At 38.9% G+C, this 24,030-nt stretch carries 23 protein-coding genes, 1 tRNA gene, 1 other RNA gene and 1 pseudogene; 17 read left to right on the top strand and 9 right to left on the bottom strand.

Features of this window, described 5'->3' with window-relative positions:
- Window positions 1-14 precede the first annotated feature (14 nt).
- Both CFY84_RS05370 and CFY84_RS05365 read right to left on the bottom strand, forming a co-directional pair.
- The gene (locus CFY84_RS05370; RefSeq protein ID WP_088823142.1) at window positions 15-1,865 is read right to left on the bottom strand and encodes a DNA primase; all 1,851 of its coding nucleotides are present in this window, start codon (window positions 1,863-1,865) and stop codon (window positions 15-17) included.
- 292 nt (window positions 1,866-2,157) lie between these two features.
- A pseudogene (locus CFY84_RS05365) lies at window positions 2,158-3,246 on the bottom strand (outer membrane protein assembly factor BamD); the annotation flags it as partial.
- Window positions 3,247-3,319: 73 nt separating this feature from the next.
- On the opposite strand from CFY84_RS05365, the gene rluD reads away from it, so the two are divergent.
- A complete protein-coding gene (gene rluD / locus CFY84_RS05360) occupies window positions 3,320-4,375 on the top strand; it encodes a 23S rRNA pseudouridine(1911/1915/1917) synthase RluD (protein WP_088823401.1) in 1,056 nt (351 codons plus the stop codon).
- Window positions 4,376-4,416: 41 nt separating this feature from the next.
- The gene (gene pgeF / locus CFY84_RS05355; protein ID WP_407640197.1) at window positions 4,417-5,151 is read left to right on the top strand and encodes a peptidoglycan editing factor PgeF; all 735 of its coding nucleotides are present in this window, start codon (window positions 4,417-4,419) and stop codon (window positions 5,149-5,151) included.
- A 190-nt stretch (window positions 5,152-5,341) separates the two neighbouring features.
- On the opposite strand, the gene smpB is transcribed toward pgeF, so the two are convergent.
- Entirely contained in the window at window positions 5,342-5,818 is a 477-nt protein-coding gene (smpB, locus tag CFY84_RS05350; protein WP_088823139.1) for an SsrA-binding protein SmpB, read from the bottom strand.
- A gap of 148 nt (window positions 5,819-5,966) precedes the next feature.
- Between smpB and coaD the strand changes: the two genes are divergently transcribed.
- The 4 genes from coaD to CFY84_RS05330 all read left to right on the top strand — a co-directional run bounded on the left by coaD (window position 5,967) and on the right by CFY84_RS05330 (window position 7,239).
- Window positions 5,967-6,458: a pantetheine-phosphate adenylyltransferase gene (gene coaD, locus CFY84_RS05345; RefSeq protein WP_088823138.1), complete on the top strand. Its 492-nt coding sequence runs from the start codon at window positions 5,967-5,969 to the stop codon at window positions 6,456-6,458.
- Between the two features lies 1 nt (window position 6,459).
- On the top strand, window positions 6,460-6,729 hold the full coding sequence (locus tag CFY84_RS05340) for a YfhL family 4Fe-4S dicluster ferredoxin (RefSeq protein ID WP_088823137.1): 270 nt from the start codon (window positions 6,460-6,462) through the stop codon (window positions 6,727-6,729).
- Window positions 6,730-6,750: 21 nt separating this feature from the next.
- Window positions 6,751-7,109, top strand: an RNA gene (gene rnpB, locus CFY84_RS05335) — RNase P RNA component class A.
- A 53-nt stretch (window positions 7,110-7,162) separates the two neighbouring features.
- A tRNA-Met gene (locus CFY84_RS05330) sits at window positions 7,163-7,239 on the top strand.
- Window positions 7,240-7,302: 63 nt separating this feature from the next.
- On the opposite strand, the gene CFY84_RS05325 is transcribed toward CFY84_RS05330, so the two are convergent.
- Window positions 7,303-8,076, bottom strand: coding sequence for a DeoR/GlpR family DNA-binding transcription regulator (locus CFY84_RS05325; RefSeq protein WP_088823136.1), 774 nt, complete (start codon window positions 8,074-8,076; stop codon window positions 7,303-7,305).
- Between the two features lie 164 nt (window positions 8,077-8,240).
- On the opposite strand from CFY84_RS05325, the gene CFY84_RS05320 reads away from it, so the two are divergent.
- On the top strand, window positions 8,241-9,584 hold the full coding sequence (locus CFY84_RS05320) for an aspartate aminotransferase family protein (RefSeq protein ID WP_088823135.1): 1,344 nt from the start codon (window positions 8,241-8,243) through the stop codon (window positions 9,582-9,584).
- Between the two features lie 40 nt (window positions 9,585-9,624).
- On the opposite strand, the gene qhpR is transcribed toward CFY84_RS05320, so the two are convergent.
- Together qhpR and CFY84_RS05310 are read right to left on the bottom strand one after the other, a co-directional pair.
- The gene (qhpR, locus tag CFY84_RS05315; RefSeq protein ID WP_407640188.1) at window positions 9,625-10,668 is read right to left on the bottom strand and encodes an AraC-like transcriptional regulator QhpR; all 1,044 of its coding nucleotides are present in this window, start codon (window positions 10,666-10,668) and stop codon (window positions 9,625-9,627) included.
- Between the two features lie 86 nt (window positions 10,669-10,754).
- On the bottom strand, window positions 10,755-11,759 hold the full coding sequence (locus CFY84_RS05310) for a phosphotransferase enzyme family protein (RefSeq protein WP_088823134.1): 1,005 nt from the start codon (window positions 11,757-11,759) through the stop codon (window positions 10,755-10,757).
- A 234-nt stretch (window positions 11,760-11,993) separates the two neighbouring features.
- On the opposite strand from CFY84_RS05310, the gene eat reads away from it, so the two are divergent.
- Window positions 11,994-13,349, top strand: coding sequence for an ethanolamine permease (eat, locus tag CFY84_RS05305; RefSeq protein ID WP_088823133.1), 1,356 nt, complete (start codon window positions 11,994-11,996; stop codon window positions 13,347-13,349).
- Window positions 13,350-13,401: 52 nt separating this feature from the next.
- Here eat and CFY84_RS05300 read toward each other — a convergent pair whose 3' ends face one another.
- Window positions 13,402-14,172 carry a DUF481 domain-containing protein gene (locus CFY84_RS05300; protein ID WP_228149603.1) on the bottom strand — a complete coding sequence of 257 codons (771 nt, stop codon included), beginning with the start codon at window positions 14,170-14,172 and terminating at the stop codon, window positions 13,402-13,404.
- Window positions 14,173-14,315: 143 nt separating this feature from the next.
- Window positions 14,316-15,122, bottom strand: coding sequence for a YdcF family protein (locus CFY84_RS05295; protein ID WP_088823131.1), 807 nt, complete (start codon window positions 15,120-15,122; stop codon window positions 14,316-14,318).
- A 137-nt stretch (window positions 15,123-15,259) separates the two neighbouring features.
- Here CFY84_RS05295 and CFY84_RS05290 point away from each other — a divergent pair, with 137 nt between their 5' ends.
- The 3 genes from CFY84_RS05290 to CFY84_RS05280 all read left to right on the top strand — a co-directional run bounded on the left by CFY84_RS05290 (window position 15,260) and on the right by CFY84_RS05280 (window position 17,161).
- Window positions 15,260-16,213 (top strand): patatin-like phospholipase family protein, encoded by a 954-nt coding sequence (locus CFY84_RS05290; protein ID WP_088823130.1) that lies wholly within the window; start codon window positions 15,260-15,262, stop codon window positions 16,211-16,213.
- 37 nt (window positions 16,214-16,250) lie between these two features.
- Window positions 16,251-16,505, top strand: a complete 255-nt coding sequence (locus CFY84_RS05285; RefSeq protein WP_228149601.1) for a putative hemolysin — start codon at window positions 16,251-16,253, stop codon at window positions 16,503-16,505.
- A 119-nt stretch (window positions 16,506-16,624) separates the two neighbouring features.
- Window positions 16,625-17,161, top strand: a complete 537-nt coding sequence (locus tag CFY84_RS05280; RefSeq protein WP_088823129.1) for an acyl-CoA thioesterase — start codon at window positions 16,625-16,627, stop codon at window positions 17,159-17,161.
- On the opposite strand, the gene CFY84_RS05275 is transcribed toward CFY84_RS05280, so the two are convergent.
- Window positions 17,162-17,383, bottom strand: a complete 222-nt coding sequence (locus tag CFY84_RS05275; protein WP_088823128.1) for a hypothetical protein — start codon at window positions 17,381-17,383, stop codon at window positions 17,162-17,164.
- Between the two features lie 352 nt (window positions 17,384-17,735).
- On the opposite strand from CFY84_RS05275, the gene CFY84_RS05270 reads away from it, so the two are divergent.
- The 6 genes from CFY84_RS05270 (at window position 17,736) to pnuC (ending at window position 24,008) form a co-directional block, all read left to right on the top strand.
- Window positions 17,736-18,083, top strand: coding sequence for an FKBP-type peptidyl-prolyl cis-trans isomerase (locus CFY84_RS05270; RefSeq protein WP_088823127.1), 348 nt, complete (start codon window positions 17,736-17,738; stop codon window positions 18,081-18,083).
- A 382-nt stretch (window positions 18,084-18,465) separates the two neighbouring features.
- A complete protein-coding gene (gene pgaB / locus CFY84_RS05265) occupies window positions 18,466-20,469 on the top strand; it encodes a poly-beta-1,6-N-acetyl-D-glucosamine N-deacetylase PgaB (protein WP_088823126.1) in 2,004 nt (667 codons plus the stop codon).
- A gap of 16 nt (window positions 20,470-20,485) precedes the next feature.
- Window positions 20,486-21,757 carry a poly-beta-1,6-N-acetyl-D-glucosamine synthase gene (pgaC, locus tag CFY84_RS05260; RefSeq protein WP_088823125.1) on the top strand — a complete coding sequence of 424 codons (1,272 nt, stop codon included), beginning with the start codon at window positions 20,486-20,488 and terminating at the stop codon, window positions 21,755-21,757.
- 10 nt (window positions 21,758-21,767) lie between these two features.
- Window positions 21,768-22,181, top strand: a complete 414-nt coding sequence (gene pgaD / locus CFY84_RS05255; protein WP_088823124.1) for a poly-beta-1,6-N-acetyl-D-glucosamine biosynthesis protein PgaD — start codon at window positions 21,768-21,770, stop codon at window positions 22,179-22,181.
- 92 nt (window positions 22,182-22,273) lie between these two features.
- Entirely contained in the window at window positions 22,274-23,401 is a 1,128-nt protein-coding gene (locus CFY84_RS05250) for an acyltransferase family protein (protein ID WP_088823123.1), read from the top strand.
- A gap of 34 nt (window positions 23,402-23,435) precedes the next feature.
- Window positions 23,436-24,008 carry a nicotinamide riboside transporter PnuC gene (pnuC, locus tag CFY84_RS05245; protein ID WP_088823122.1) on the top strand — a complete coding sequence of 191 codons (573 nt, stop codon included), beginning with the start codon at window positions 23,436-23,438 and terminating at the stop codon, window positions 24,006-24,008.
- Window positions 24,009-24,030 lie beyond the last annotated feature (22 nt).

Genomic DNA, 24,030 nt, shown 5'->3' with positions numbered 1-24,030 from the left:
ACAGCGTTTTTGTTTTAGCCCATCAGCTTTAAACTAATTTGTTTGGTCAACTCATTAAGTTGCATACGCAAATTATGGGACTCTTTAAGCGACTGGGGTTGTTTCATTTTTTTGCGTAAATAATCTTCTTGCAAAGACAATGCATATTCTTCGGCCAATTTAAAAGATTTCTCGGGCACATCAACCAAACTAAAAATATTGGTTCGAATTAAAATTTCACTGATTATGTCTCTGAATTGACTGGTTGCCCCAAGCATATAATAAACAGCATGTTCTTGATCCTCAGGTAATAAATCAAATACGCGGTCGAGAATGGTTAATATATCGTTTAACAACTCTTCTTTTGGCACATAAGCACGCAGTTGTTCAAATTGTTTATACAAATAAGGATGACTGATTAAAAGTGCAATCACAAATTCTTCATTACGGGTTTGGATATTAAAAGATAAAGATGCATCATGACTGACTTGAGCGGTAAAACGCCGTCCTAACCCTAGTTTTTCACGGAAGGATTGGGTGAGCAAATAGCGATAAGACCCTTTTTGTGGTAATAGGTTGGTTAAGTTCTTTAACTCACCCATGACTTGGCTTTTACCTTCAGGATGAGCGGTATTATATTCTTGGCTGAGTAATGCAAATAAAAAATCAGACAACAATGGCGCGCTTTGCCACAGTTGTTTAAACGTTTCTGTCCCTTCACGGCGAATTAAAGAGTCAGGATCATGTTCATTGGGTAAAATGAAGAACTTCAGTTCACGGCCATCATTCAGTAAAGGAAGAGCAATTTCAAGGGTGCGTTTGGCTGCTTTTTGTCCTGCTTGGTCTCCATCAAATGCAATAGTAATTCGATGATTTCTTTTAAATAAAATATTTAAATGTTCAGTATTACTGGCTGTACCTAATGTTGCAACTGCACCATGAATGCCCGCTTGACTAAGTGCAATGACATCCATATACCCCTCAACCATTAACCAATCTGAAGCTTTATTCTTACTGCCCTCATAGAGGCCATATAGCAAACGATTTTTATGGAAAATATCAGAGTCAGGAGAGTTGATATATTTGGGTTTAATCTCATCATTGAGTGCGCGACCGCCAAAGCCGACCACGCGACCTTTGGTATCTCGGATTGGGAAGATGACGCGCTCTCGAAGCAGGTTAAAGTCACGACCTTGTTCACTGGTTCGAATTAAACCTATATGTTTTAAGCCTTCAATATCCGTTGGAAATGCTTTTTCCAAATGTTGCCAATCTGAAGGTGCATAGCCTAAACGCCATTGCTGAATGGTCTGTGCACTGAGTCCACGCTGTTTAAAATATGCTTGTGCACCATGATTGAGTGCCAATTCTTTTTCATAAAACTGTGTAATGTGTTCAAGCAAATCATATAAATTGCCTTCCTGATTCTCGGCCAAATCAAAACTTGCCATATCCTCTTCATTTTGCTGCATTTGAAATGCATAAAAGGGGTCATCATCAGGTTGAAAAGCAGGTGGGGTTGCAGAAGAGGGTGTTTGTGTAGACGCTGCTGGCGTACTTTTTTTATACGTTAATTTTTTATGTTCGGTTGAATCTTTGGGTAATTCAATGCCTGTTTGACTGGCAAGATCTTTGATGACATCAACAAAATTACGGCTTTCTAAATCCATTAAAAAGCGTATAGCATTACCATTGGCTTGGCAGCCAAAGCAGTGAAAGTATTGTTTATCTCGATAGACATGAAAAGAGGGGGTTTTTTCTTGGTGAAAAGGACAGCATCCTGAATAGGTTCGCCCTGTTTTTTTGAGCTTTACACGTTGTCCAATCAGATCAACAATGTCTGTACGATCAAGGATTTGGTCAATGGTTTGTTGTGGAATAGCCATATTTTGCAGTCTTGCGTCTCAAGAAAACGTCATCAGTGTAACAAATTTATCATCTAGACAAAATAAAAGGTGAGCCAATCATGCTCACCTTTTATTAATACACAATGAGTTACTCAGTTGCGGCAGTCGGCTTATCGACTAAACCAAGAGACAAACGGTTTAACCAACTTCTTTTTGGCGTTGTCGGTTGTGCTTGAGGCTCAACGACTTTTGCTTCAGGTGCAGCAGATTGTTCTGTCGCAGGTTTACCCAAGAGTCCAAAAGTAAGACGGTTAGTTAAACTGCGCTGTTCAGTCGCAGGAGCAGCCTCAACAGGAGCAGTTTTCGGTTGCTCTGTCTCAGGTTTACCTAAGAGCCCAAAAGTCAGACGATTGGTCAAGCTACGATGTTCAGTAGTCGTTTCAGCGTTAACAGGGGCTGTCTTTGGTTGCTCTGCATCAGGTTTACCCAAGAGCCCAAACGATAGACGATTGGTTAAGCTACGTGGTGCTTCACCATTTTCATTTGAACGAATGACATTTTGCTCACCACGCCCAAAAATACCTAATGTTGCACGGTTTAAGAAGCTACCTTCTTGACGTGCTGCACTGAGGTTTACTGTACCATTGGCTTTTAACAAGCTTGGGTAGTTTAGTTTTATAATATCAGTATATTGCTGCGCTGTTTTTTGGTCGCCAAGCTCATGATAGCCATAGGCAACCGTAGCTAAAGCTTCTGGAATTTGTGGTGTATCAGGATAGTGTTCAATCACCCATTGACCACGTTCTACAGCAGCAATCCATGCTTTACGTTCAATGTTAAAGCGTGCAGCTTCCATTTCATGTTCAGCCAATTCTTGTCCGATAAAACGCATACGTTCAGCAGCATCAACAGCATATTGGCTAGATGGATAGCGACGGATGAAATCTACAAAGTTTTGATATGCAATTTTTAAATAGCCAACATCACGATGTGATTGTTTGAGTGATGTATAACGGATCAAACCTTCATAGTTTTGTTCCATGTTGGCTACACCGCGTGCATAGTATGCGTATTCTAAATTTGGGCTTTCTGGGTTCAGTCGAATAAAACGATCTGCAGCAGTAACGACACCAGGATAATCCTTTTGTTGGAATTTCACATAAATCAATTCAAGCTGAGCTTGTGAAATATGAGTTCCTGTCGGGAAGTAGGTGTCAATAGATTGGAGATTTTTTTCAGCTTCGTTATATTGACCTTTATCTAATGCTGTTTGTGCAGCACTAAAGTAGGTTTCTTCACTGGCTTTTGGTCCAAGATCAGCAAGTTCTTTTTTTGCTGGATTACTGCTACAGCCCACAAATGTACAAGCCATGCCTAAAGAAAGTGCAAGCATTGTAATTTTATAACGTGGTAGCGACATAAAAATTCCTCAGTTAATACGGGCAATGAGCTACAATGGCACTATTAAACCATTAATTGTTCTAATGAGCCAAATGACTTCGACAAAATATTCTCACTCTAATTTCACTGAAACAGATTTCAATTCCATTGAAGAGTCTGATGATGATGCAGATAATCATACTTCTGCGCCAACTGCAACTCACTTATCACTGCAAGTTCAATTAGACGAACAATATGCAGGCTTGAGAGTTGATCAGGTCGCAGCAACGGTTTGGCCTGATTTTTCAAGAGAAAAGTTAAAGCAGTGGATGAAAGATGGTCATCTTTTACTCAATGGTAACCAAGTTAAGCCAAAATATCGCTGCGAAGGTGATGAAACTTTAGCATTAGATGTTGTCTTTGAACAACAAACGTACAGCCAGCCTGAAAATATTCCACTCGACATTATTTATGAAGATGATGACATTTTAGTGATTGATAAACCTGTAGGGATGGTCGTACATCCAGGCGCAGGGAATCCATCAGGAACACTGATTAATGCTATTTTGTATCATGTACCTAAAGCTGCTGAGTTATCACGTGCAGGATTAGTGCATCGAATTGATAAAGACACATCAGGGTTATTGGTTGTCGCAAAAACACTAGAAGCACAGTTTTCATTGTCACAACAACTTGCCAATAAATCGGTATATCGTGTTTATGATTTAATTGTTTATGGCAATGTGATTGCAGGTGGCACCATTGATGAGCCGATTAAGCGCCATCCGGTTGATCGTATCAGAATGACTGTTTTGCCAGGTGGGCGTGATGCGGTGACTCATTTTAATGTGAAAGAGCGTTTTCAGCACTTTACACGCGTACAAGCGCAGTTAGAAACAGGTCGTACCCATCAAATTCGTGTACATTTTTCTTATATTGGCTTTGGCTTGGTTGGCGATCCAGTGTACATGAGTCGTGTGCGTGTACCTGCAGGTGCATCTACGCGCTTGGCTGAAACTTTACGTGGCTTTCGCCGTCAAGCATTACATGCTGCCAAACTTGGGCTTATTCATCCAAGAACACAAAAGGAAATGCAGTTTGAAGCCGCATGGCCTGAAGACTTTAAGCACTTGGTTGAAGTGTTAAGAGAAGACAATAAAGCATACTAATAGATGTGCCATAGATAGGATGATAAGGAGTATAGTTAATGATTGATCGGATTGCAGATGTCCCAAAAGGCGTTTATGTAGGTCAAACAGAAATTCATCATGCTATGGCGCGTCCAACAGATGTGTCTGAACTTCACGGGTTTAATGTAGCACTGCATGTGGGGGATGATACAGCACGGGTCCAACAACACCGTATGTTATTGCTGAATCAATTGGCAGCCCATGGGGCTAAAAAACTCACATGGTTAAATCAAACCCACAGTACCACGTGCATTCGTGTAGCAGAGAATAGTCAGTTTTTACCCCATAACGCAGATGCATTGGTCACAAGCCAAGTGGGTCATGTGCTGATGATTATGACAGCAGATTGCTTACCTATTGTGCTTGGTAATGCAGCTAGCAATGAAGTTGCGAATTTGCATGCAGGGTGGCGAGGCTTAGCGCATGGCATGATTGAAAATACACTGCATGCCATGCAAACCCCAGTAACTTGGGCATGGCTTGGGGCTTGTATTAGCCAAGCCTGCTTTGAGGTCGGGGAAGAGGTGAAAGAAACCTTTTGTCAAAAATATGCAGTTGACTTTGCTTTTATACCCTCAGAAAACGGTAAGTATTTTGCTGATTTATATGCTATTGCACAGCATATTTTAAACCAGTGTGGTGTACAGCATGTTTACGGTGGAGGGTCATGTACTTATCAAGCAAATGATCAGTATTATTCATACCGACGTCACCCTAAAACAGGCAGAATGGCGACTTTTATTTTCATCCAATAATCATCATTAACGTTATTAATTACGTGTGGTAACCTGAAATGTTAATTGCTCCTAAGCTAATGATGCACAACTATAAAGACTAAACCTAATTGTTATAAGTAGGTTCTTTTTATGGCTTGAAATCATGCATTTTAGCCTATATTGCGGGTTAATATTTATTCATTGTGAGCACAACAGGCATAAAGCACGTTTATTTATGAAATAAACGTGCTTTATCACGCTGCCAATCACGGTCTTTTTCACTTGCGCGTTTGTCATGGAGTTGTTTACCTTTCACCAAAGCAATTTCAAGTTTTACCAAATGACCTTTCCAATAACATGCCAATGGCACACAAGAATAACCTTTTTGGTTTACAGCACCCATTAGCAGATCAATTTGTCTGCGAGATAACAACAGTTTCCGAGTTCGCGTGGACTCTGGAACCACATGGGTCGATGCTGATAAAAGTTGTTGAATTTGAGCACCAAATAAAAATGCCTCGCCATTTTTAAAAATGATATAACTCTCAACTAAAGTCATGCGTCCTGCACGCAATGACTTGACTTCCCAACCTTGTAAAGACAGGCCTGCTTCAAATTTTTCTTCAATAAAATAATCGTGACGGGCACGTTTGTTTTGCGCAATGGTGCCGCCGTTATTTTTTTTAACTACGTTTACTTTCGCCATAATCTATTCATTCCAAATCTGCATCTATTGTGCCGTAAACTTTAGGCGAGGTGAAGTGTTTCATGTTTTAATTCAATGTTGGGTCGATTTTATAAAAATCAAGTTTTTGCTAGAATAGCAAAACAAAGCCAAATAGAGTGAAGCGAGCATGTCTAAAGCACGTATTATTTATCCAGGGACATTTGATCCAATTACAAATGGGCATATTGATTTAGTCGTGCGCGCTTCTAAGATTTTTGAAGAAGTGGTGGTCGCGATAGCCATCGGTCATCATAAACACCCAATTTTTTCTTTAGAAGAACGAGTTGAATTTGCAAAAAAATCACTAAGTCATCTCGACAATGTAACTTTTTTGAGTTTTGATGGGTTACTTGTACATTTAGCAAGAGAACAACATGCCACAGCTGTTTTGCGTGGCTTACGTGCAATTTCAGATTTTGAGTATGAATTTCAATTGGCAAATATGAACCGTACACTCGATTGTGAGTTTGAAACGGTATTTTTAACACCGTCACAGCAATACTCATTTATTTCATCAACCATGGTTCGTGAAATTGCCCGCTTAGGCGGTGATGTGTCAAAGTTCGTACCAGATCATGTGGTTGAAGCGTTTCAGCGCAAATTTGAACTTGGGGAGTGATGTGTCACTTTATATTACAGATGAATGTATTAATTGCGATGTGTGTGAACCAGTATGCCCGAATGAAGCTATTTATTTGGGCGAATTGATTTATGAAATTGATCCCAATTTATGTACTGAATGTATTGGTCATTATGATCAACCACAGTGTCAATTATTTTGCCCAGTCGATTGCATACCGAAAGATCCTGAGCATGAAGAAACATACGATGAATTATTTGGTAAATATCAACGTATTTTAACGCAAAAAAAGACAAGCAATTTAGATTAAGGTTTGTTAGTATATGCGTCCGAAGTGAGCTGGACGGTCGCTGCTATGGAGGTCTTCGTGACTGAAGTAGGGGAGGAAAGTCCGGGCTTTAAAGGGCAAGGTGCCAGGTAATGCCTGGGCGGCGTGAGCCGACGGAAAGTGCAGCAGAGAGTAGACCGCCATTTTTTAAATGGTAAGGGTGAAAGGGTGTGGTAAGAGCACACCGCGTGTCTGGTAACAGTACATGGCATGGTAAACCCCACCTGAAGCAAGACCAAATAGGAATCCGCATAGGTATGGCCCATACTGGATTCGGGTAGGTCGCTTGAGCATATAAGTGATTATATGCCTAGAGGAATGATCGTTCTTGACAGAACCCGGCTTATAGGCTCACTTCTTTTAATTTTATCTTGACACGCGTTGTATTCGTATATACAATTCGCGGACAGTTTTTGGCTATGTAGCTCAGTTGGTTAGAGCACAGCACTCATAATGCTGGGGTCACAGGTTCGAGTCCCGTCATAGCCACCATTTTTATAGATCATGCACCCTTTGCATGATCTTTTTTTATGCCTAAAATATTATTTTAAATAATTAAACCACAAGTACTTCTTTAAAATAACGTTTAAAATCATTAAGTAGTTCTTTGTTTTTGCTTTGGTTGGTAATCAGCATTGTAATTTCATCTGCTTTGGCATAATTGATTCGGCTTACTCTGCCTAATTTTCTTTCATCTGCCAAAATAATGGTTCTTTGACTACATTTCACCATAGCTTGTGCAATATGTGCTTCTTCAATTGCATAGTTGCTTGCACCATGATGCTGATCTACTCCTGCAGGAGAGAGTAGGCAAACATCTGCTTGGTAACGATATATTTCTGCAATGACAGCTTCACCTTGAGTTTGTGGCAAATGACTTACTCTTCCACCCAATAAAATAATTTTATGGGGTGCTTGTGACTGTTCACTCGTGTTCATCAGTTGTAAGGCAGCATGTAAGCTATTAGTAATAATAGTAAGACCTGAAAGTGTTCTTAGTTCTTCTGCCAAAATGGTGGTTGTGCTACCTGCATCAATAAAAATAGTTTGACCTGCTCGAAGTTGTTGGATGGCAGCACGACAAATTAAACGTTTCTCTTTCACCATTTGTGTATTACGTATTTGTAGTGGTGCTTCTGCATCCATTTCAGTTGAAAGGACTAAACCACCATGTACACGTTTTGCACTGCCTAAGGCCTCTAATTCGATCATGTCCCGCCGCGCAGTTTCTCTTGATACATTTAATTCATTCATGATCTGTTCGGTACTGATCCGTTTAAATTGAATTAATAAAGAGTGAATACGGTGTAAGCGCTCTTGTGGCAGCATCAGCATTCCAAAACAATAAAAAGAGTGCTAAATCATAATCTTTCTTATGTTTTAAATCGAGCATTTGTGTATAAAAAAGTATTTGTGTATTTTATTGCATTTTATTTAAAACAGATTTACTATCAAATCATCAAGACAATACAACCTTAAAGCAGAGGTTTCTGATGGCAACTCGATCAACAATCATGGATACCAATAGTTTTCGTGCTGAAGATGCAGCAGCATTAGATGAACAGACACGTGCATTAACCGATAAACGGAATGATGTACTGGGTGAGTCTTATCGGTTGTTTTATCGTAATCCTGTACATTTGGTAAAAGGTCAAGGACAGTATTTGTGGGATGCAGCAGGCGACAAATATCTTGATGTCTATAATAATGTTGCAAGCATTGGTCACTGCCATCCCGCGGTAGTCAGTGCGGTACATGAGCAGATGCAACAGCTCAATACACATACACGTTATTTGCATGAAAATATTTTGAATTATACTGATGAATTGCTCAAAACTGTGCCGAGTGAAATAAATCGCGCAATGTATATGTGTACAGGCTCAGAAGCGAATGACTTGGCTATTCGTATTGCACGTGAATATAGTGGTGGAACAGGAATTATTGTTTCTCAAGAGGCTTATCATGGAACCAGTGAGTTGACTTCAGGGTGTTCTCCTGCGCTGGGTTCGGGTCAGCCTTTGGCTGCAACTACACGCTTAGTGCCTGCGCCAGACAGTTATCGCTTTTCAGGTGACGACTTAGGCGATTGGTTTGCTGCGCAAATTCAACAGCAAATTCATGATATGAATGATAAAGGCATTAAGTTTGCAGGCTTTTTGGCGGATTCAATTTTTTCATCGGATGGTGTGATGTCGCATCCGATTGGCTTTTTGAAAAAAGCGGTAGATGTGGTTCATGCCAATGGTGGTATTTTCATTGCCGATGAAGTACAGCCTGGTTTTGCTCGAACAGGTGATTCTTTTTGGGGATTTGCCCGTCATGGCGTAGTCCCTGATATTATTACCACAGGTAAACCTATGGGCAATGGTATTCCTGTCTCAGGCTTATTGGCTAAACAGAATGTATTGTCTGCATTTAGTGATCAGATTCCTTATTTTAATACATTTGGCGGTAATCCCGTTTCTATGGCGGCGGCACAAGCTGTATTAAAAGTGATTCAAGAAGAAGAATTACAGCAACATAGCCAACGTGTCGGTCAGTTATTGCGTGATGAACTTACACAGTTAATGCAGCGTCATGAATGTATTGGCGATGTGCGTGGTGCAGGATTGTTTATTGGTTTTGAGTTGGTCACTGATCGTTTAAGTCAGGCACCGAATAAAACACTTGCACTTAATGTTATTGAAGAATTACGAAATACACATCGTGTATTAACTTCAGTGGCAGGTCCTCATGGCAATGTATTAAAGCTTCGTCCACCATTGGCTTTTCAACAACATGATATTGACTGGTTAGTTGGTGCCTTAGATCAGACTTTAACCAAATTAACAGCATAATTGATTATTTTTTAAAAACCGAGCGAAGCCGCTCGGTTTTTTAGTGGCGCCATTGGCGCGGTGTGATATTAAACCAACGTTTAAATGCTCTTGAAAATGCACTAACTTCTGAATAGCCAAGTAATAGCGCCATTTCTGAAATTGAAATATGCCCTTGTTTAATATAGTGTTCAGCTAGTTCACAACGTACCAAATCCACCAAGCTTGAAAATGTGGTACCAAGTGCTTTGAGGCGACGTGTTAAACAGGCACTCGACATATGAAGATCATGGGAAATATGATCAAGGCAAGGTTCACCATGGCTCAGAGCCAATTGAATAGCAGCTCGCACTTGATCTGCAAGATTCTGTTCACTAGATGATGCGGTATTGAGTAAATGTAGCGTGTTTTGCATGACTGTGAGTAGCATGGGGTCACTACTTGGCATTTTAATGTGGGTGTCTGCTTTTGAGATTAAAATAGAGTTATATGGCTGATCAAAAAATACAGGTGCATTGAACAATTTGCTGTGATCTTGGCAAAAGAGCGGTCGCGTATGTTCAAAATGAATTTCTCGTGGTGAATAATGTGAGCCAAGAACACTACGAATCACATTCATGAACATACCTAAGGTGAGCTCGGCATCTTGACGCCGTGACAAAATTGCGCCGTGTTGAATTTGGTAATCCAAGCGCCAGCAATCAGGCAATTCAACCAAGCGGGTGAGTGTATCTTTTTGGTGCAAGTGAAAGTGATTCACCATGTTTTTTAATGCGTATTCTAACGTTGGTGAGCACAATGCAATATAACCAATCAGTCCCAATGCTTTGGGTTGAAATTGTTGCCCATAGAGTAAACCAAAGTTATCACATCCTGATTGTACAGCAGCATGTTCAAGTACTCGGCAATAGGTTGGCAATTGTAAGCTTAATGTCGGGCTTTCTAAAAGTTGGGTGTTAATGCCACTGGTATGAAAAATACGATCTGCATCAGCACCAGTTTGAAGAATAAAATCGGTTAGGCCTGTTGCTGCTGCAGAAAGGACGCCTTTATTGCCACGAATGATTTGATCGGTGTTGCTCAACTGATGCATTTCTTTAATCATAATAAAAGCTTCATTTATGCGATATCTACATCAATGAAGCAAAAACTATACCATTATAAAAAAGAGCTCAGTATTTATAATAATCATTAAGCACCGACAGGCAATTGGTCATGATCTAAATATTTTTTACATAACCGTGTGGTTTCATCTGCCCAATGCAATCCTAAGCTTCGAGTCATGTCTGTATCTGCATGAGACCCTGTCCATGCCAACATTTGAATTCGTCTTTGCATGACAAATGTTGGGATTAAATCATATTCAACTTGGCTAATATGCGCTTGTGTTTCATAGCCTTCAAGCCAATGGTCTATCCACTGTTTGGCATTGGCATGATGTTCATTAAAGCTTATGGCCGCAGCCAAATCATGCATAAACCAACCCATTCCGCAGTCGTCAAAATCAATGACACCAATTTGCTGATCTTTGAGTAATAAATTGGTTAAACGTAAGTCTGCATGAATCAGCCCATAATATTCAGGCGTTTTGCCAATGGATTGAAGTTGATATGCAATTTTTTGTACAGTGTCTTCAATGATACGATGATCTGTTGTTTTCAAGTGTGGGGCATCACGCCAATCTCCCCAATGGCTTTTGGGGCTGACCATGCTGTGATGATCCCAAATAATTCGTTTAAATGCCGCTGAGCGTTGCCATGCTTTACTGTGCTGATGTAATTGTGCGGTAATTTTTCCCAACTGTTGGAAGGCCGTTAAATCTACTTCTGTAGTTGGCATATCGCCTGCAATCCAATCAAATAATACAGCATAGCGCACATCTGAATTTTGTGTTGAGCAGGTTAAAATCACGTCGCCATGTAAACTGGTTTTTGCTTGTGGTACAGAAATACCATGCTGTTTTAAAGCATCTAACCAATCCAATTCACTTTGAATGGTTTGTTTGCAATGATAGTTTGGACGGTGAATACGCAGTGCATAACGGGTTTGCCCTGTTGTGACCACAAAGGTGGCATTTTCAGATTGGCAGAGCAACTTTACATCTGCGTGTTGAGTATCTTGATATTGCGAAACAGCCTGATGGGCAATCTGGTAGAGTTCAGATAGGGTTAAATATTCATTTTGCTCGATTTGCATAATCTTCTCTCACAGCGCAGGGCAATTCATACATGTATGTCATCATGAATGATCGTGATGGTATGAAATTATCATAGTTAAAAGATTTTTCTCTCACTTGACCTTAGCCCCTAAAAAGCTGTTGGCTAAAGTCAAGTTTTTACAGCAAGCTCAGCGCATTATTGATTGTAGACATGATTTTATAATCACATAAATACAATCAATGAAGTAATTCTTCAACTTGAGGAAAATGCGATGACAGAAAAGTTAAAACCAACTTTAGGTGTTTTTCACTTATGGGGGATTGCTGTTGGGTTGGTGATTTCAGGTGAGTATTTTGGTTGGAGTTATGGTTGGGGTGTGGCAGGAACGTTAGGCTTTTTAGTCACTACTTTAGTGATTGCGACCATGTACACCTGTTTTATTTTTAGTTTTACCGAATTAACCACTGCAATACCACATGCAGGTGGACCATTTGCATATAGCCGTAAAGCTTTTGGTGACACAGGTGGTTTTATTGCCGGTATTGCAACATTAATTGAATTTGTGTTTGCACCGCCTGCCATCGCTATGGCAATTGGTGCATATTTAAATGTGCAATATCCAGAACTGAACCCAAAATTAATTGCTGTTGGCGCTTATATTGTGTTTATGGGATTAAATATTGTTGGCGTGAAGATTGCAGCCACATTTGAGCTGGTGGTGACTATTTTAGCGGTGATTGAGCTGTTGGTTTTTGTTGGCGTGGTACAGCCGAGTTTTAGTTTTTCAAATTTCGCTTTAAATGGTTGGGCAGGTTCAAATACATTTAGTTTATCTACAGTCAGTGGCATTATTGCAGCCATTCCATTTGCTATTTGGTTCTTTTTAGCCATTGAAGGCGCTGCCATGGCTGCTGAAGAAGCCAAAGATCCACAAAAAACTATTCCTCGTGCATATATCAGCGGTATTTTAACGCTTGTTGTGTTAGCAATTTTAGTGATGTTATTTGCAGGTGGTGTCGGGGACTGGAGTAAGCTTGCCAATATTAACGATCCATTACCACAAGCAATGAAAACTGTTGTTGGACATAATTCACCATGGATGCATATGTTGGTTTGGATTGGCTTATTTGGTTTGGTTGCAAGTTTTCATGGCATTATTTTAGGGTATTCACGGCAAATTTTTGCATTGGGTCGGGCAGGGTTTTTACCAAGCAGCTTGGCAAAGCTCTCTCGTTTTGGCACACCACATCGTGCTGTGATCGCAGGTGGTATTGTCGGGATGGTCGCTATTTTTAGTGACAGTTTTATTCAAATCCAAGGCATGACCTTAACAGCAGCCATTGTCACGATGGCATGTTTTGGTGCTTTATTGATGTATATTATGAGTATGCTCAGCTTATTTAAGTTACGCCGTTCTGCACCCAATTTAGCACGTTCATTTCTTGCGCCAGGATACCCTGTGATTCCAGCAATTGCATTGGTCATTGCTGTGATCTGTTTTGCTTCCATGTTTATTTTTAATCCAACCATTGGTGCTGTATTTATTGGCTTTTTAATTGTTGGCTATATTTATTTTAGGCTAACTGCAAAACAGCGAGCAATGAGCGAAGAATCTATAAACGGGTAAATTAATGCTATAAAAAAAAGGATGCATTGGCATCCTTTTTAATGGTTTTATTTTAGTATTTGTAGTTAACACCGAGCGAGAGCAATGAGTCACGGCTATTGCCAGCATCTGCTTGAACATCACGAATGTTATAACTTGCAGATGCTGCAAAATGCTTGGTTAAATCTGTAGTTAAAGCAGTACGAGAGCGGAAAATTTGTGAATCTTGACCAAACTCATAACCTAAGTCTTGATTAAAGCGTACAGCAGCATTGAATCGGTATTCATAAAATGCAGCAAGCGTACCAATAATTTCATTATTAGTTTCTTTCGGTTCAACACGTTCTTTACTAAAACGATAACCTAAGCCTGCTTCTGCCGATAAAGATTGCTTGTCTGTTTTAATGAAGTTTGCGCCGATCCCACCTGTGGCACTGATTTGGTAATCAAAAGCACTGCTTAAATCTTTTTCTGCAGTCAATTTACCAAATTGATAAACTGTATCTGAGCTACTGCGAGATAACTTACCTGCAATTAAATAGCGTTCAATGTTATTGGTGGCTGTATCATCATTGGTACTAATCGCATTGGCGAGAATTTCTTGTCCCCAAATCCCAGCTTGTCGCTGAAATAAAATTCGGCCAGTTAAATTACTTTTTTTGGTTGATGTTCCATTTGTTGACTCAGTATCGTTTAATAAATAACCGACTTCACCCTCTAACCGAAATGGTTTATTTTCATCAATTTTAACACCGCCTGCACCAGTTCGTGTTGGCCCAAGTGATGCTGCAAATGACGTCCCTGTGAGTGTAATGAGTAACCCTGTGATCATTATTTTATACATTTTATAATCTCGTTTAACTTAAAGCATAGGCACTTTATATAATTCATCAGTATGTTCGCTGCCTGTTCATTCTTCTAACTTTTCTAACGAAAGCCTAGAAAATGACATATTAATACATAAAAATAGCACTGACAAAAACAAGTTTAAAATTCTTGTAAAATTTTCCCGTGAATAAATGCAAAATATTCTCGTAGCCAAACGGGATATCGTGTAAGTCGTGGGGTGGGTGCACCGACCAGATAAATGTGCTGAAAACCTTGTTTTTTTGCAATGGCTTTGGCACGTAAGGTATGAAAATCACTAGTAATTACAGCAATCGGAGCTTCTTTTGACAGCCCTGCTTGAGCCAATAGAGATGCACTATATTTAAAATTAGTGCTTGTACTTTTACTTTGTGAATCCAAAAGAAAACGATCTTTTGAAAGGTGATAATGAGTGGTTAAGTAATGTGCCATCACATCAGCTTCACTCATTTGAGGGTCAGTTGTAAAACCACCTGATAAAACAATGCATGTCTTTGGCTGTTGTAATGCCAATGCAGCTGCAGCATCTAAGCGATGCGCTAAAATTGCGGTGGGTTGACCTTTTGATACACCACTGCCTAGCACAATCATGGCATCGATGGGAGGAATATGCTCAATGTGCTGTTTGTTGTGTTGTAAGATGATAAAAAAAACGGCAACACTCAGCAGCCAAACTGCAAAAACAAGCCATGCCAAATGCCACAATGTTTTTGCAGTAGGGTGTTGGTCTAAATAATCTTGAATGATGTGCCAATAAAAACTTATAAAAATAAAGCAAAGCGCAATCAAAAAAGGAATGATGATGCCAATATGTGTTTTCCGTAATGACAATAAATAGCCACTTTGCACTAAAAGCAAAGCACCAATGATCAGTAAGCTTTGCTTTTTTAAGCGTGATTTGTGCCACCGTTTAGGTAGGAAACTCATACTGCCATCCTATAAACAATTATATAAAGAAAAAAGTAAACATAAATGTTTGAAGTCAGTACACTAAGCTATCTGATTTTTTGACTGACTGACTCTTTTTTAACATGAATAAATGCCTCTTTGTGTTGTTGCTTTGGATGGGGGTCTGTCATCCATTATATGCTGATGTTGTACAACCTACACATGCAGGGTTGACATCTATGACAGAAGCACCCCAGCAAAAACCAAGTCAATATGATTTTAACCTGATGAAGAAAATACTTCGTCGGCCAATTATTGCATTGGTATTAGGCAGTGGAGGCGCAAGAGGATATGCACATATTGGTGCAATAGATGTTCTTGAAAAACAAGGGATTCATCCTGATTTTATTGTTGGGACCAGTGCAGGAAGTTTGGTTGGTGCACTATATGCCAGTGGTAAAGATGCTCAAGAAATTGAAGATATCGCACTGAATATGAAAGTTAATGAGGTTCGCGGTATTACCATTACCAAGCAAGGTTTTTTAGATGGTGAAAAAGTTGCCGATTTTATTAATAAAAAAATTAATAACTTGCGTTTAGAGCAAATGAAAATTCCGTTTTATGTGGTCGCTACCGAACTAAAAACAGGACAAAAAACTATTTTTAACTATGGGAATACAGGTCAAGCCGTACAAGCTTCAACTGCCATTCCAAGTATGTTTGTCCCTGTAAAAATCGCAGGGCTTGAATATGTCGATGGAGGGCTTGTCAGTCCTGTACCTGTCGATGTTGCACGTCAATTGGGTGCAGATATTGTGATAGCTGTTGATATATTGCAACAACCGCAATACACAGAAACCACAAATATGTGGGGGCTTTTTAATCAAAATATAAATATTATGCAGCAGCGCTTATCACAGATCGAAATGAAAAATGCAGATATTGTCATTCAACCTGATATTCGTGAAAAGGCACATATTTTTAATATTAAAGAGCGCTATAAAACCATTTTGGCAGGTGCTTTTGCCACGCAAGCAAAAGTGAACGACATTAAACAAATTATTGACCAAAAATCAGAAAAGTTTACTTATTTGCAAAATACAATACAGAAGACACAGATGGTGCAATGATCAGCGCATCAAATGACCAAAGAGGAGAGGCCAGCGAATGAATGAAAAACTTGTTTTAGGGATGACAGCCGTGGTGATTATTTTAACAGCATGTGAGTCTTTATCAAATAAAATGGCTGGCCGTTCATCGCATAATATAGGCATGGCCAATCCTGCAAGCCAATATTGTATTTCGCAAGGTGGTCAGCTAAAAATTGAAAAAACCAAAGACGGTGAACAAGGTATTTGCACACTAAAAAATGGTGAAGTGATTGAAGAATGGGCACTGTTTCATCGAGATCATCCAAAATAAATACTATTTCATTGTCTAGGTATAAAAAGAACAATGAATATATTCAAGCTTTCCCTATTGTCTGAATAAATCAGCTATAATTTTATGATGATAACAACATCGTCATAGGATATTTTGAAATGTCTTTGGATCAAAATGTGGTACAAGCATCAGATGAGCAATCTGAGCTGACAATGACAGTGTTAATGACACCTGACATGGCAAATTTCTCAGGAAATGTCCATGGTGGAACAATTTTAAAGTTGTTAGACCAAGCAGCCTATGCATGTGCAAGTCGCTTTTCAGGCAGTTATGTCGTGACTTTATCGGTTGACCAAGTCACCTTTAAAGAGCCTATTTATGTGGGTGAATTGGTTACGTTTATGGCTTCGGTGAATCATGTTGGACGTACATCGATGGAAGTTGGCATTCGTGTTGAAGCTCAAAATATTCGTACCCGTACACAACGTCATACCAACAGTTGTTATTTTACAATGGTTGCTGTTGATGAACACGGTAAACCACAAGCTGTACCTAAACTAAAGCTCGATAATGATTGGAAACGTTGCCATTTTGAAGCTGCTGAGCAAAGGAAGGCACTGCGTTTACAGCACCAACACAAGCTTTCTTGTGCAATGTATAAAAACAAAAGTGATGAATCAAAAAACGAGCCATAATCAGTGAAGCAACTTGTGCTGTTGTAATTCGCTTGCATTATAAAATGTGCCTGGGTGTTGGTTGGCATTTAATCTGCGGTTGTCAACATGTTGAGCTGGTTCAGCATGTTGTAGTGCTGGTGAATTTTTATGGGCATATGTCAATAATGAAATATGTTCAGACGCGTGATTTGCTGCAAGGGTAAGCGATGTGGCAAATATACTGTGTGTGGTTGATTTCATGATAATTATCCTTAGGTTTCATTTATTGTTGTGTTGCTAAAATATTGATAATACGTATAAGCAACTTTCTTCATCCTAGAATTCTAAATTTTTTATTTCAATTAAAATGACAAAAGATGACGAGGTTTTACGCCTATGATACGTTCATGAAGTGATTGTAAATAAAGCGCACGCTTATATGTGAAACGGGTAAATTATGAAGAAATAAATGTAATCATTGATTCAGTCTGCAATGAAATCATCTGAAACTTTACTTATAATGAATATAAATTATAACGGCTCAATATAAACAACTAGACATTACTTTAGTCACTCAATAAAATACCGCAAATTTTAATCTGTTACTGTCGGTATGAATGAATTAAATGTGGTTGACCTTGTTGAAGGCACAGGAAAAGCTGTGGTGAAAGGGGCTTTAATTACCACCCATTATACAGGATGGTTGGCAGATGGTACGGTATTTGATTCTTCACATATGCGAAATCGCTACTTTGAATGTGTGATTGGTACAGGCCGAGTTATTCAAGGTTGGGACCAAGGTTTAATGGGCATGAAAGTAGGTGGTAAACGCCGTTTGCATGTGCCATCAACGCTTGCATATGGTGAGCGTCAAATGGGTCAAAAGATTCCTCCGCATTCAGATTTGCTATTTGAAATTGAGTTATTTGATGTTAAAACCCATGATGATGATGTGATTTAACCGACAAAGTAAGCGGAAAAGATTGGCCAAAAAAGGCAGAAGATGTGTCATGACAATGTATGTAAATCAAGCATTGATGCTGTGTTGTAAAAGATACATCATTTTATTTTAAATTATTTTATTTATGCATGTTTTGTAACATAGGTAATTTGTAAGTATGAAAATAAAAGTCTTTTAAATCAGTCATTAGAATTTATTTGGATACATAAATCATCATCAATTTTAAATGCAGAAGCGATATTTTTAAGCTGTATTTCAGTTTAATTTTTAACAATGCATACTCATCTCTGATTCAGATTTTCATAAGTCAAGCAAAAGGATTTTGCAACATCCCTGCACTTAATGTCTCGATCAGCCAGTGAAATTTATAAACGGAAAAAATATGTTCAATCGTTTTTTAGGTTCAGTACTTAAGACATGTGTCAGTATCGCTTTACTTGGAACAGCAGCCACAACCTATGCAGCAAAAAAACCACATATTAACCCACAGACGTTAACAGTCATTGGCTATCATGAAGTAACGAATGATGCAAAAAGTGCACTTATTCCATTTTATGCTGTAAGTTCAAAGAATTTTGAAACACAAGTAAAGTGGTTGCAAAAAAATGGTTTTCATTTTATTTCAGTGACACAGTTGCTTAAAGCACATGAAGGCAAGCTTATTTTGCCTGAAAAACCTGTTTTACTTACGGTTGATGATGGTTACGAGTCGTTCTATACCAACATTTATCCATATGTGAAAGAAAATAAAATTCCAGTTGTACTTGCTATTGTTGGGGCATGGGTGAATACACCTGCCGATCAGCAAGTTCAGTTTGGTGATGATAAAATTGATCGTGATAAAATTCTGACTTGGTCACAAATTAAAGAAATGAGTGACAGTGGCTATGTTGAAATAGCAAGCCATAGTTATGATTTGCATAAAGGGATTGTAGGCAATCCGCAGAAGAATTCTGAGCCTGCAGCAACCACACGTTTATACAACCCAAAAACCAAAAAATATGAAGGTGATGGGGACTATAACAAACGAATTTATGATGATTTAAAGAAAAACAATGAACTGATTAAGTCAAAAGGCATTCCAAGTCCACGTGTTATGGTGTGGCCTTATGGACGCTATAACCTAGAAACTGTACGTATTGCCAAGCATTTGGGTATGCCAATTACAATCAGTTTAGATGATGGCCCTGTGTATTTGCGTAAATCACTTGGTGCGTTAAACCGAATTTTGGTTGAGCATGACATGACACTTGATAATTTAAGTCAAGAGATTGAAAACCGTGAGAAAAATTTAGGTGATAATGCGCGTCCGCAAAAAATTATGCATGTTGACTTAGATTACATCTATGACAAAGATGAAAAGCAAGAAGAGCGTAATTTGGGCAACTTGTTAGACCGTATTCAAAAAATGAATATAACCACTGTGTATTTACAAGCTTTCTCTGACCCAGATGCCAATGGTTCAGCAGATATGGTGTATTTCCCAAACCGTTATATTCCTGTGCGCCAAGATTTATTTAATCGTGTTGCATGGCAAATTGCTTCACGTACTCAAGTACAACGTGTATATGCTTGGATGCCATTGTTGGCGTGGGAGTTACCCAAGAAAAATCCTGTGTCTAAAAACTTGGTGGTCACACAGCAGCCGAAAAACAGTGACCATTTAAATATGGGCTATATTCGTCTCTCACCATTTTCAGCACCTGCACGCCGTGTTATTGAGGGGATTTACCAAGATTTAGGTAAGTCTGCGACATTTGATGGCATTATTTTTCATGATGATGTGACGTTATCCGATTATGAAGATGCAAGTCCTGAAGCATTGCAAGCGTATGCAAAAGCTGGCTTTTCAACAGACTTAGCAACACTACGTAATGATGACAAAAGCTTACAGAAATGGACAGCCTTTAAAACAGATTATTTAGATAACTTTGCTTTACAGTTGGCAGCAGAAGTACGTCAATATCAGCCTGCATTGCTGACAGCACGTAATATGTATGCCCAAGTGGTGTTGAACCCATATGCTGAAACTTGGTATTCGCAATCATTGCAAAAGTCATTAAATCGTTATGACTTTACCGCAATTATGGCAATGCCATACATGGAGCAAGCCAAAGATAAAACGCAATTTTATGCAGATATTGTAAAACGTTTAAAACAATATCCTAATGGATTAAGTAAGGCTGTTGTTGAATTACAAGCGGTCGATTGGAGAAAAAATAGCACGCCAATTCCATCGGTTGAGCTGGCAGATACAATAAAATCATTGTATCAACAAGGTGTCATGCATGTTGGTTATTATCCAGATGACCCCATTAAAGGGTTACCAGATACGACAATTATGCGCAAGGTGTTTGATAGCAAAGTGAGCCGTATTCAGCCTTAGGAACAGGTGACCTGTTATGTCAGCATTACAACATTTTTGGCAGTCTGCACTTGCGTTCGTGTTCTACTATCCACTGTTTATGTCATATCTGTGGATGATCGGCGCGATTGCATTTTATACCAAAGAGCGTAAAGATCCACATTACACACAGCCACACCCTTTGGCAGAATATCCAAAAGTTGCTGTGTTGGTGCCATGTTTTAATGAAGGTGATAACGCAGAAGAAACAATTTCTCATGCGTTGAATCTTGAATATCCTGATTTTGAAGTGATTGCCATCAATGATGGCAGTTCAGACAATACGGCTCAAGTCCTTGATGCTTTGGCTGAAAAGTATAGTAAATTGCGTGTTGTGCATTTGGCAGAGAATCAAGGTAAAGCCATGGCATTGCAAGCAGGCAGCTTACTAACAGATGCTGAATATTTACTAGGTATTGATGGTGATGCGTTACTTGATGCACATGCGGCAACATGGATGATGCGTCACTTTCTAGCTGATCCAACTGTGGCTGCTGTGACGGGAAATCCAAGAATCCGTACACGGTCAACCTTGTTGGGTCGTATTCAAGTTGGTGAGTTTTCGTCAATTGTTGGCATGATCAAGCGTGCACAACGTGTATTTGGACGTTTGTTTACAGTGTCTGGTGTCGTGACTGCGTTTCGTAAGAGTGCTGTTCATGATGTTGGATATTGGTCGCCAGATATGTTGACTGAAGATATTGATATTACGTGGAAGTTGCAACGTGCAGGCTGGGACGTACAGTTCGAGCCAAACGCGTTGGTTTGGATTTTAATGCCTGAAACCTTGAAGGGTTTATATAAACAGCGCTTGCGCTGGGCAATGGGTGGGGCACAGGTTTTAATTAAAAACTTTGATGTGTTATTTAAGCCAAGCCTTAATTTTTTGTGGCCTTTGATTATCGAATTATGTTTGACACTCATTTGGTCATATTTACTCCTTATTATGTCACTCATTTGGTTATTTAACTTATTTGTACCTAACCATGTGCTTCCTGTTATGGGGTCGCCATTTTTCCCAGAAGGGGTTGGAATTCTGTTAGGTGCAACGTGTTTATTTCAGTTTGTGATTAGCAAGTGGATGGATAGTCGTTACGAGCCAAGACTATTTAAGAATTATTATTGGATGATTTGGTATCCATTTATATTTTGGCTCATTACAGTAACGGCTAGTATTATTGCTTTTCCAAAAGTGCTTGTTCGCCGTGGTGGCAAACGTGCACGCTGGGTAAGTCCTGATCGCGGCATACGTTCAAAATCGCAAAATTAAAGGTCTCGCTATGAGTACACAATCACTGATTATCGATTTACGCCAGCAGTTGCCTTGGCACCGGAGATATATGTCAACCACAACAACAGCTTTGCTGTGGGGTGGTTGGTTTTTATTGTGGCGTCCAATGCTTTTATTGGTCACGTTCTTGGTGTATAGCACACCATATGGCATGCATAAGCTATGGAATGCTTTTTGGTTCGGTTTACAAATGGACATGATTTCTTTACTGCTTTGTGCAGGGGTGTTATGTCTATGGTGTAAATTGATTCCTGCACACACCATTAAGCAAGTGAAAAGCAAAACCACCTCAGACTATGCACGTCACTTTGCATTGCCTGAGCAAGAAATTAATTTTTGCCGTAGTCAAAAAATCACAACGGTTTATCACAATGAGCAAGGTAAAATTATTCGTGTTGAATAGTTTTAAAAAAATGTAAACATATAGAAATTTTGCTTGCAAGCATACATCGGCATTTATATGCTTGCAGGCTTAAAATTTAACGATGGTTACTCATGGCAAAATTAAATGCTGCAGAAAGTATTCGTGGTTTGGCCTGTGTAGCTGTTGTGCTCTCCCATTTAAGTTTAACCTTTTATCCCTATTTGCACCGCTTTGACCGTCAAGACCAAGCCAAGGGGCAATTTGACTATTTCATTCATCACTCACCATTTGCATTTTTATATTCAGGTACCGCTGCTGTATTTGTTTTTTTTGTATTAAGTGGTTTTGTATTAACGTATGCCATTGTTAAAAATAATAATATTCCTCGAAAAGTCTTAGAAATGACCATTAAGCGTTATCCTCGCTTAGCCATCCCTACTTTTGTATCTTGCCTAATTGCTTGGGCGATCTTGGCCTTTTCAGCGATAGACAGCAGCTTAGTAAACCATTGGTTTCAAGTTTATGCCAAACAAAACATTGGATTACAACAAGCCTTATATGAGGGGAGTATTGGTTCATTTTTGTTTGGTAGTAGTGCCATTAATTGGGTACTTTGGACCATGCAAATTGAGTTTTTTGGTTCATTACTGCTTTTTGTTTTACTGATTTTATTAAACTATCACAAACTCTCTTTTTGGATGGCCTCCTTAATTTTACCATTGATCGGATTATATTTAGGTGAACGCTTTTTCTTGGGGTTATTGAGCTTTGTCATTGGGTGTTATATTTATTTGTATGCTAAACAGCTTTCCTTTAAAGCAGGTTTGGTTATATTTATCGTTGGACTTTATTGTGCAGGCGTACATAACACAAGCCATGCTTATCAGTGGTTATATCAAATACTAGGGTATCGCAGCTATGATTATGTGAATTTTGCCTCGGGTATTCTCATTGTCTATAGCATTTTAATGACGCCTCAAATTAGTCAGTGGCTAGATAAAAAACCGTTGGTCTATTTAGGTAAACTTTCATTTTCAATATATTTATTGCACATGAGCGTATTGTATTTAATTTGCTTGCCTTTATTTAATTTCATGCAGTATTTAGGCTGGTCATATCATATTGCTGTATTCAGTGCTGTTCTGGTATTTTTTGTACTGCTGCTTTTAATCTCAAGTGTGTATAGTCGATATGTGGATGATTTCGCTGTAAAGTGCAGTCATGCTCTTGCAAAAGGTCTGCTTAAATCTAAAGTTTAAGTGGTTTATTCTTCTTCATTTTTGAATTAAGCGTATGTCTACTTTAGAAATCATTGCTGTAATGGTCAGTTTAATTGGTGTTGGATTAACCATTAAGCGTCATGTGTTGTGCTGGTTATTCAATATTGTGGCGTGCATTTTATATGCTGTTTTATTTTATGAGTATTTATTATTTGGTGAAGTGACCTTACAAGTTATTTTTGTTGTGATGAATATTTATGGCTATTTGGTATGGATAAAAACCAAAAAAATAAATGAGACATTAGTCATTGAAACGTTATCTCCTCAATTTGCAGTTTATCAAGTGATAGGAACATGTGCTTTAGGTGGTGTATTTGGTCTGATGTTGCAGTATTTTACCAAAGCTGCTGTACCTTTATTAGATGCACAGTTGGCTGCATTTAGTTTATTAGCCACGTATTGGACCAGCCAAAAATATATTGCAACTTGGATTTTATGGATTGTGGTAGACACCATTTATGTTGCGATGTTTATATATAAAAATTTACATTTAACAGCAGGACTTTACGCTGCATTTACCCTTATGGCAGGCTACGGTTGGTATACTTGGGCTATTGTGAAAAAACAACAAATGGCGATGCGTTAACGCTCAGCCATCCTCATTTAAA

This window comes from Acinetobacter apis (genome assembly GCF_900197575.1).
Classification (GTDB): domain Bacteria; phylum Pseudomonadota; class Gammaproteobacteria; order Pseudomonadales; family Moraxellaceae; genus Acinetobacter; species Acinetobacter apis.
The sequence above is the reverse complement of the archived record's forward strand: the minus strand, read 5'-3'. Positions and strand labels throughout refer to the sequence as shown.

Coding starts and splice junctions, on each gene's coding strand:
- CFY84_RS05370 (WP_088823142.1), bottom strand. CDS start 1,865: ATGGCTATTCCACAACAAACCATTGACCAAATCCTTGATCGTACAGAC.
- rluD (WP_088823401.1), top strand. CDS start 3,320: ATGACTTCGACAAAATATTCTCACTCTAATTTCACTGAAACAGATTTC.
- smpB (WP_088823139.1), bottom strand. CDS start 5,818: ATGGCGAAAGTAAACGTAGTTAAAAAAAATAACGGCGGCACCATTGCG.
- coaD (WP_088823138.1), top strand. CDS start 5,967: ATGTCTAAAGCACGTATTATTTATCCAGGGACATTTGATCCAATTACA.
- CFY84_RS05325 (WP_088823136.1), bottom strand. CDS start 8,076: ATGCTGCCACAAGAGCGCTTACACCGTATTCACTCTTTATTAATTCAA.
- CFY84_RS05320 (WP_088823135.1), top strand. CDS start 8,241: ATGGCAACTCGATCAACAATCATGGATACCAATAGTTTTCGTGCTGAA.
- qhpR (WP_407640188.1), bottom strand. CDS start 10,668: ATGATTAAAGAAATGCATCAGTTGAGCAACACCGATCAAATCATTCGT.
- CFY84_RS05310 (WP_088823134.1), bottom strand. CDS start 11,759: ATGCAAATCGAGCAAAATGAATATTTAACCCTATCTGAACTCTACCAG.
- eat (WP_088823133.1), top strand. CDS start 11,994: ATGACAGAAAAGTTAAAACCAACTTTAGGTGTTTTTCACTTATGGGGG.
- CFY84_RS05300 (WP_228149603.1), bottom strand. CDS start 14,172: ATGTATAAAATAATGATCACAGGGTTACTCATTACACTCACAGGGACG.
- CFY84_RS05295 (WP_088823131.1), bottom strand. CDS start 15,122: ATGAGTTTCCTACCTAAACGGTGGCACAAATCACGCTTAAAAAAGCAA.
- CFY84_RS05290 (WP_088823130.1), top strand. CDS start 15,260: ATGGGGGTCTGTCATCCATTATATGCTGATGTTGTACAACCTACACAT.
- CFY84_RS05285 (WP_228149601.1), top strand. CDS start 16,251: ATGAATGAAAAACTTGTTTTAGGGATGACAGCCGTGGTGATTATTTTA.
- CFY84_RS05280 (WP_088823129.1), top strand. CDS start 16,625: ATGTCTTTGGATCAAAATGTGGTACAAGCATCAGATGAGCAATCTGAG.
- CFY84_RS05275 (WP_088823128.1), bottom strand. CDS start 17,383: ATGAAATCAACCACACACAGTATATTTGCCACATCGCTTACCCTTGCA.
- CFY84_RS05270 (WP_088823127.1), top strand. CDS start 17,736: ATGAATGAATTAAATGTGGTTGACCTTGTTGAAGGCACAGGAAAAGCT.
- pgaB (WP_088823126.1), top strand. CDS start 18,466: ATGTTCAATCGTTTTTTAGGTTCAGTACTTAAGACATGTGTCAGTATC.
- pgaC (WP_088823125.1), top strand. CDS start 20,486: ATGTCAGCATTACAACATTTTTGGCAGTCTGCACTTGCGTTCGTGTTC.
- pgaD (WP_088823124.1), top strand. CDS start 21,768: ATGAGTACACAATCACTGATTATCGATTTACGCCAGCAGTTGCCTTGG.
- CFY84_RS05250 (WP_088823123.1), top strand. CDS start 22,274: ATGGCAAAATTAAATGCTGCAGAAAGTATTCGTGGTTTGGCCTGTGTA.
- pnuC (WP_088823122.1), top strand. CDS start 23,436: ATGTCTACTTTAGAAATCATTGCTGTAATGGTCAGTTTAATTGGTGTT.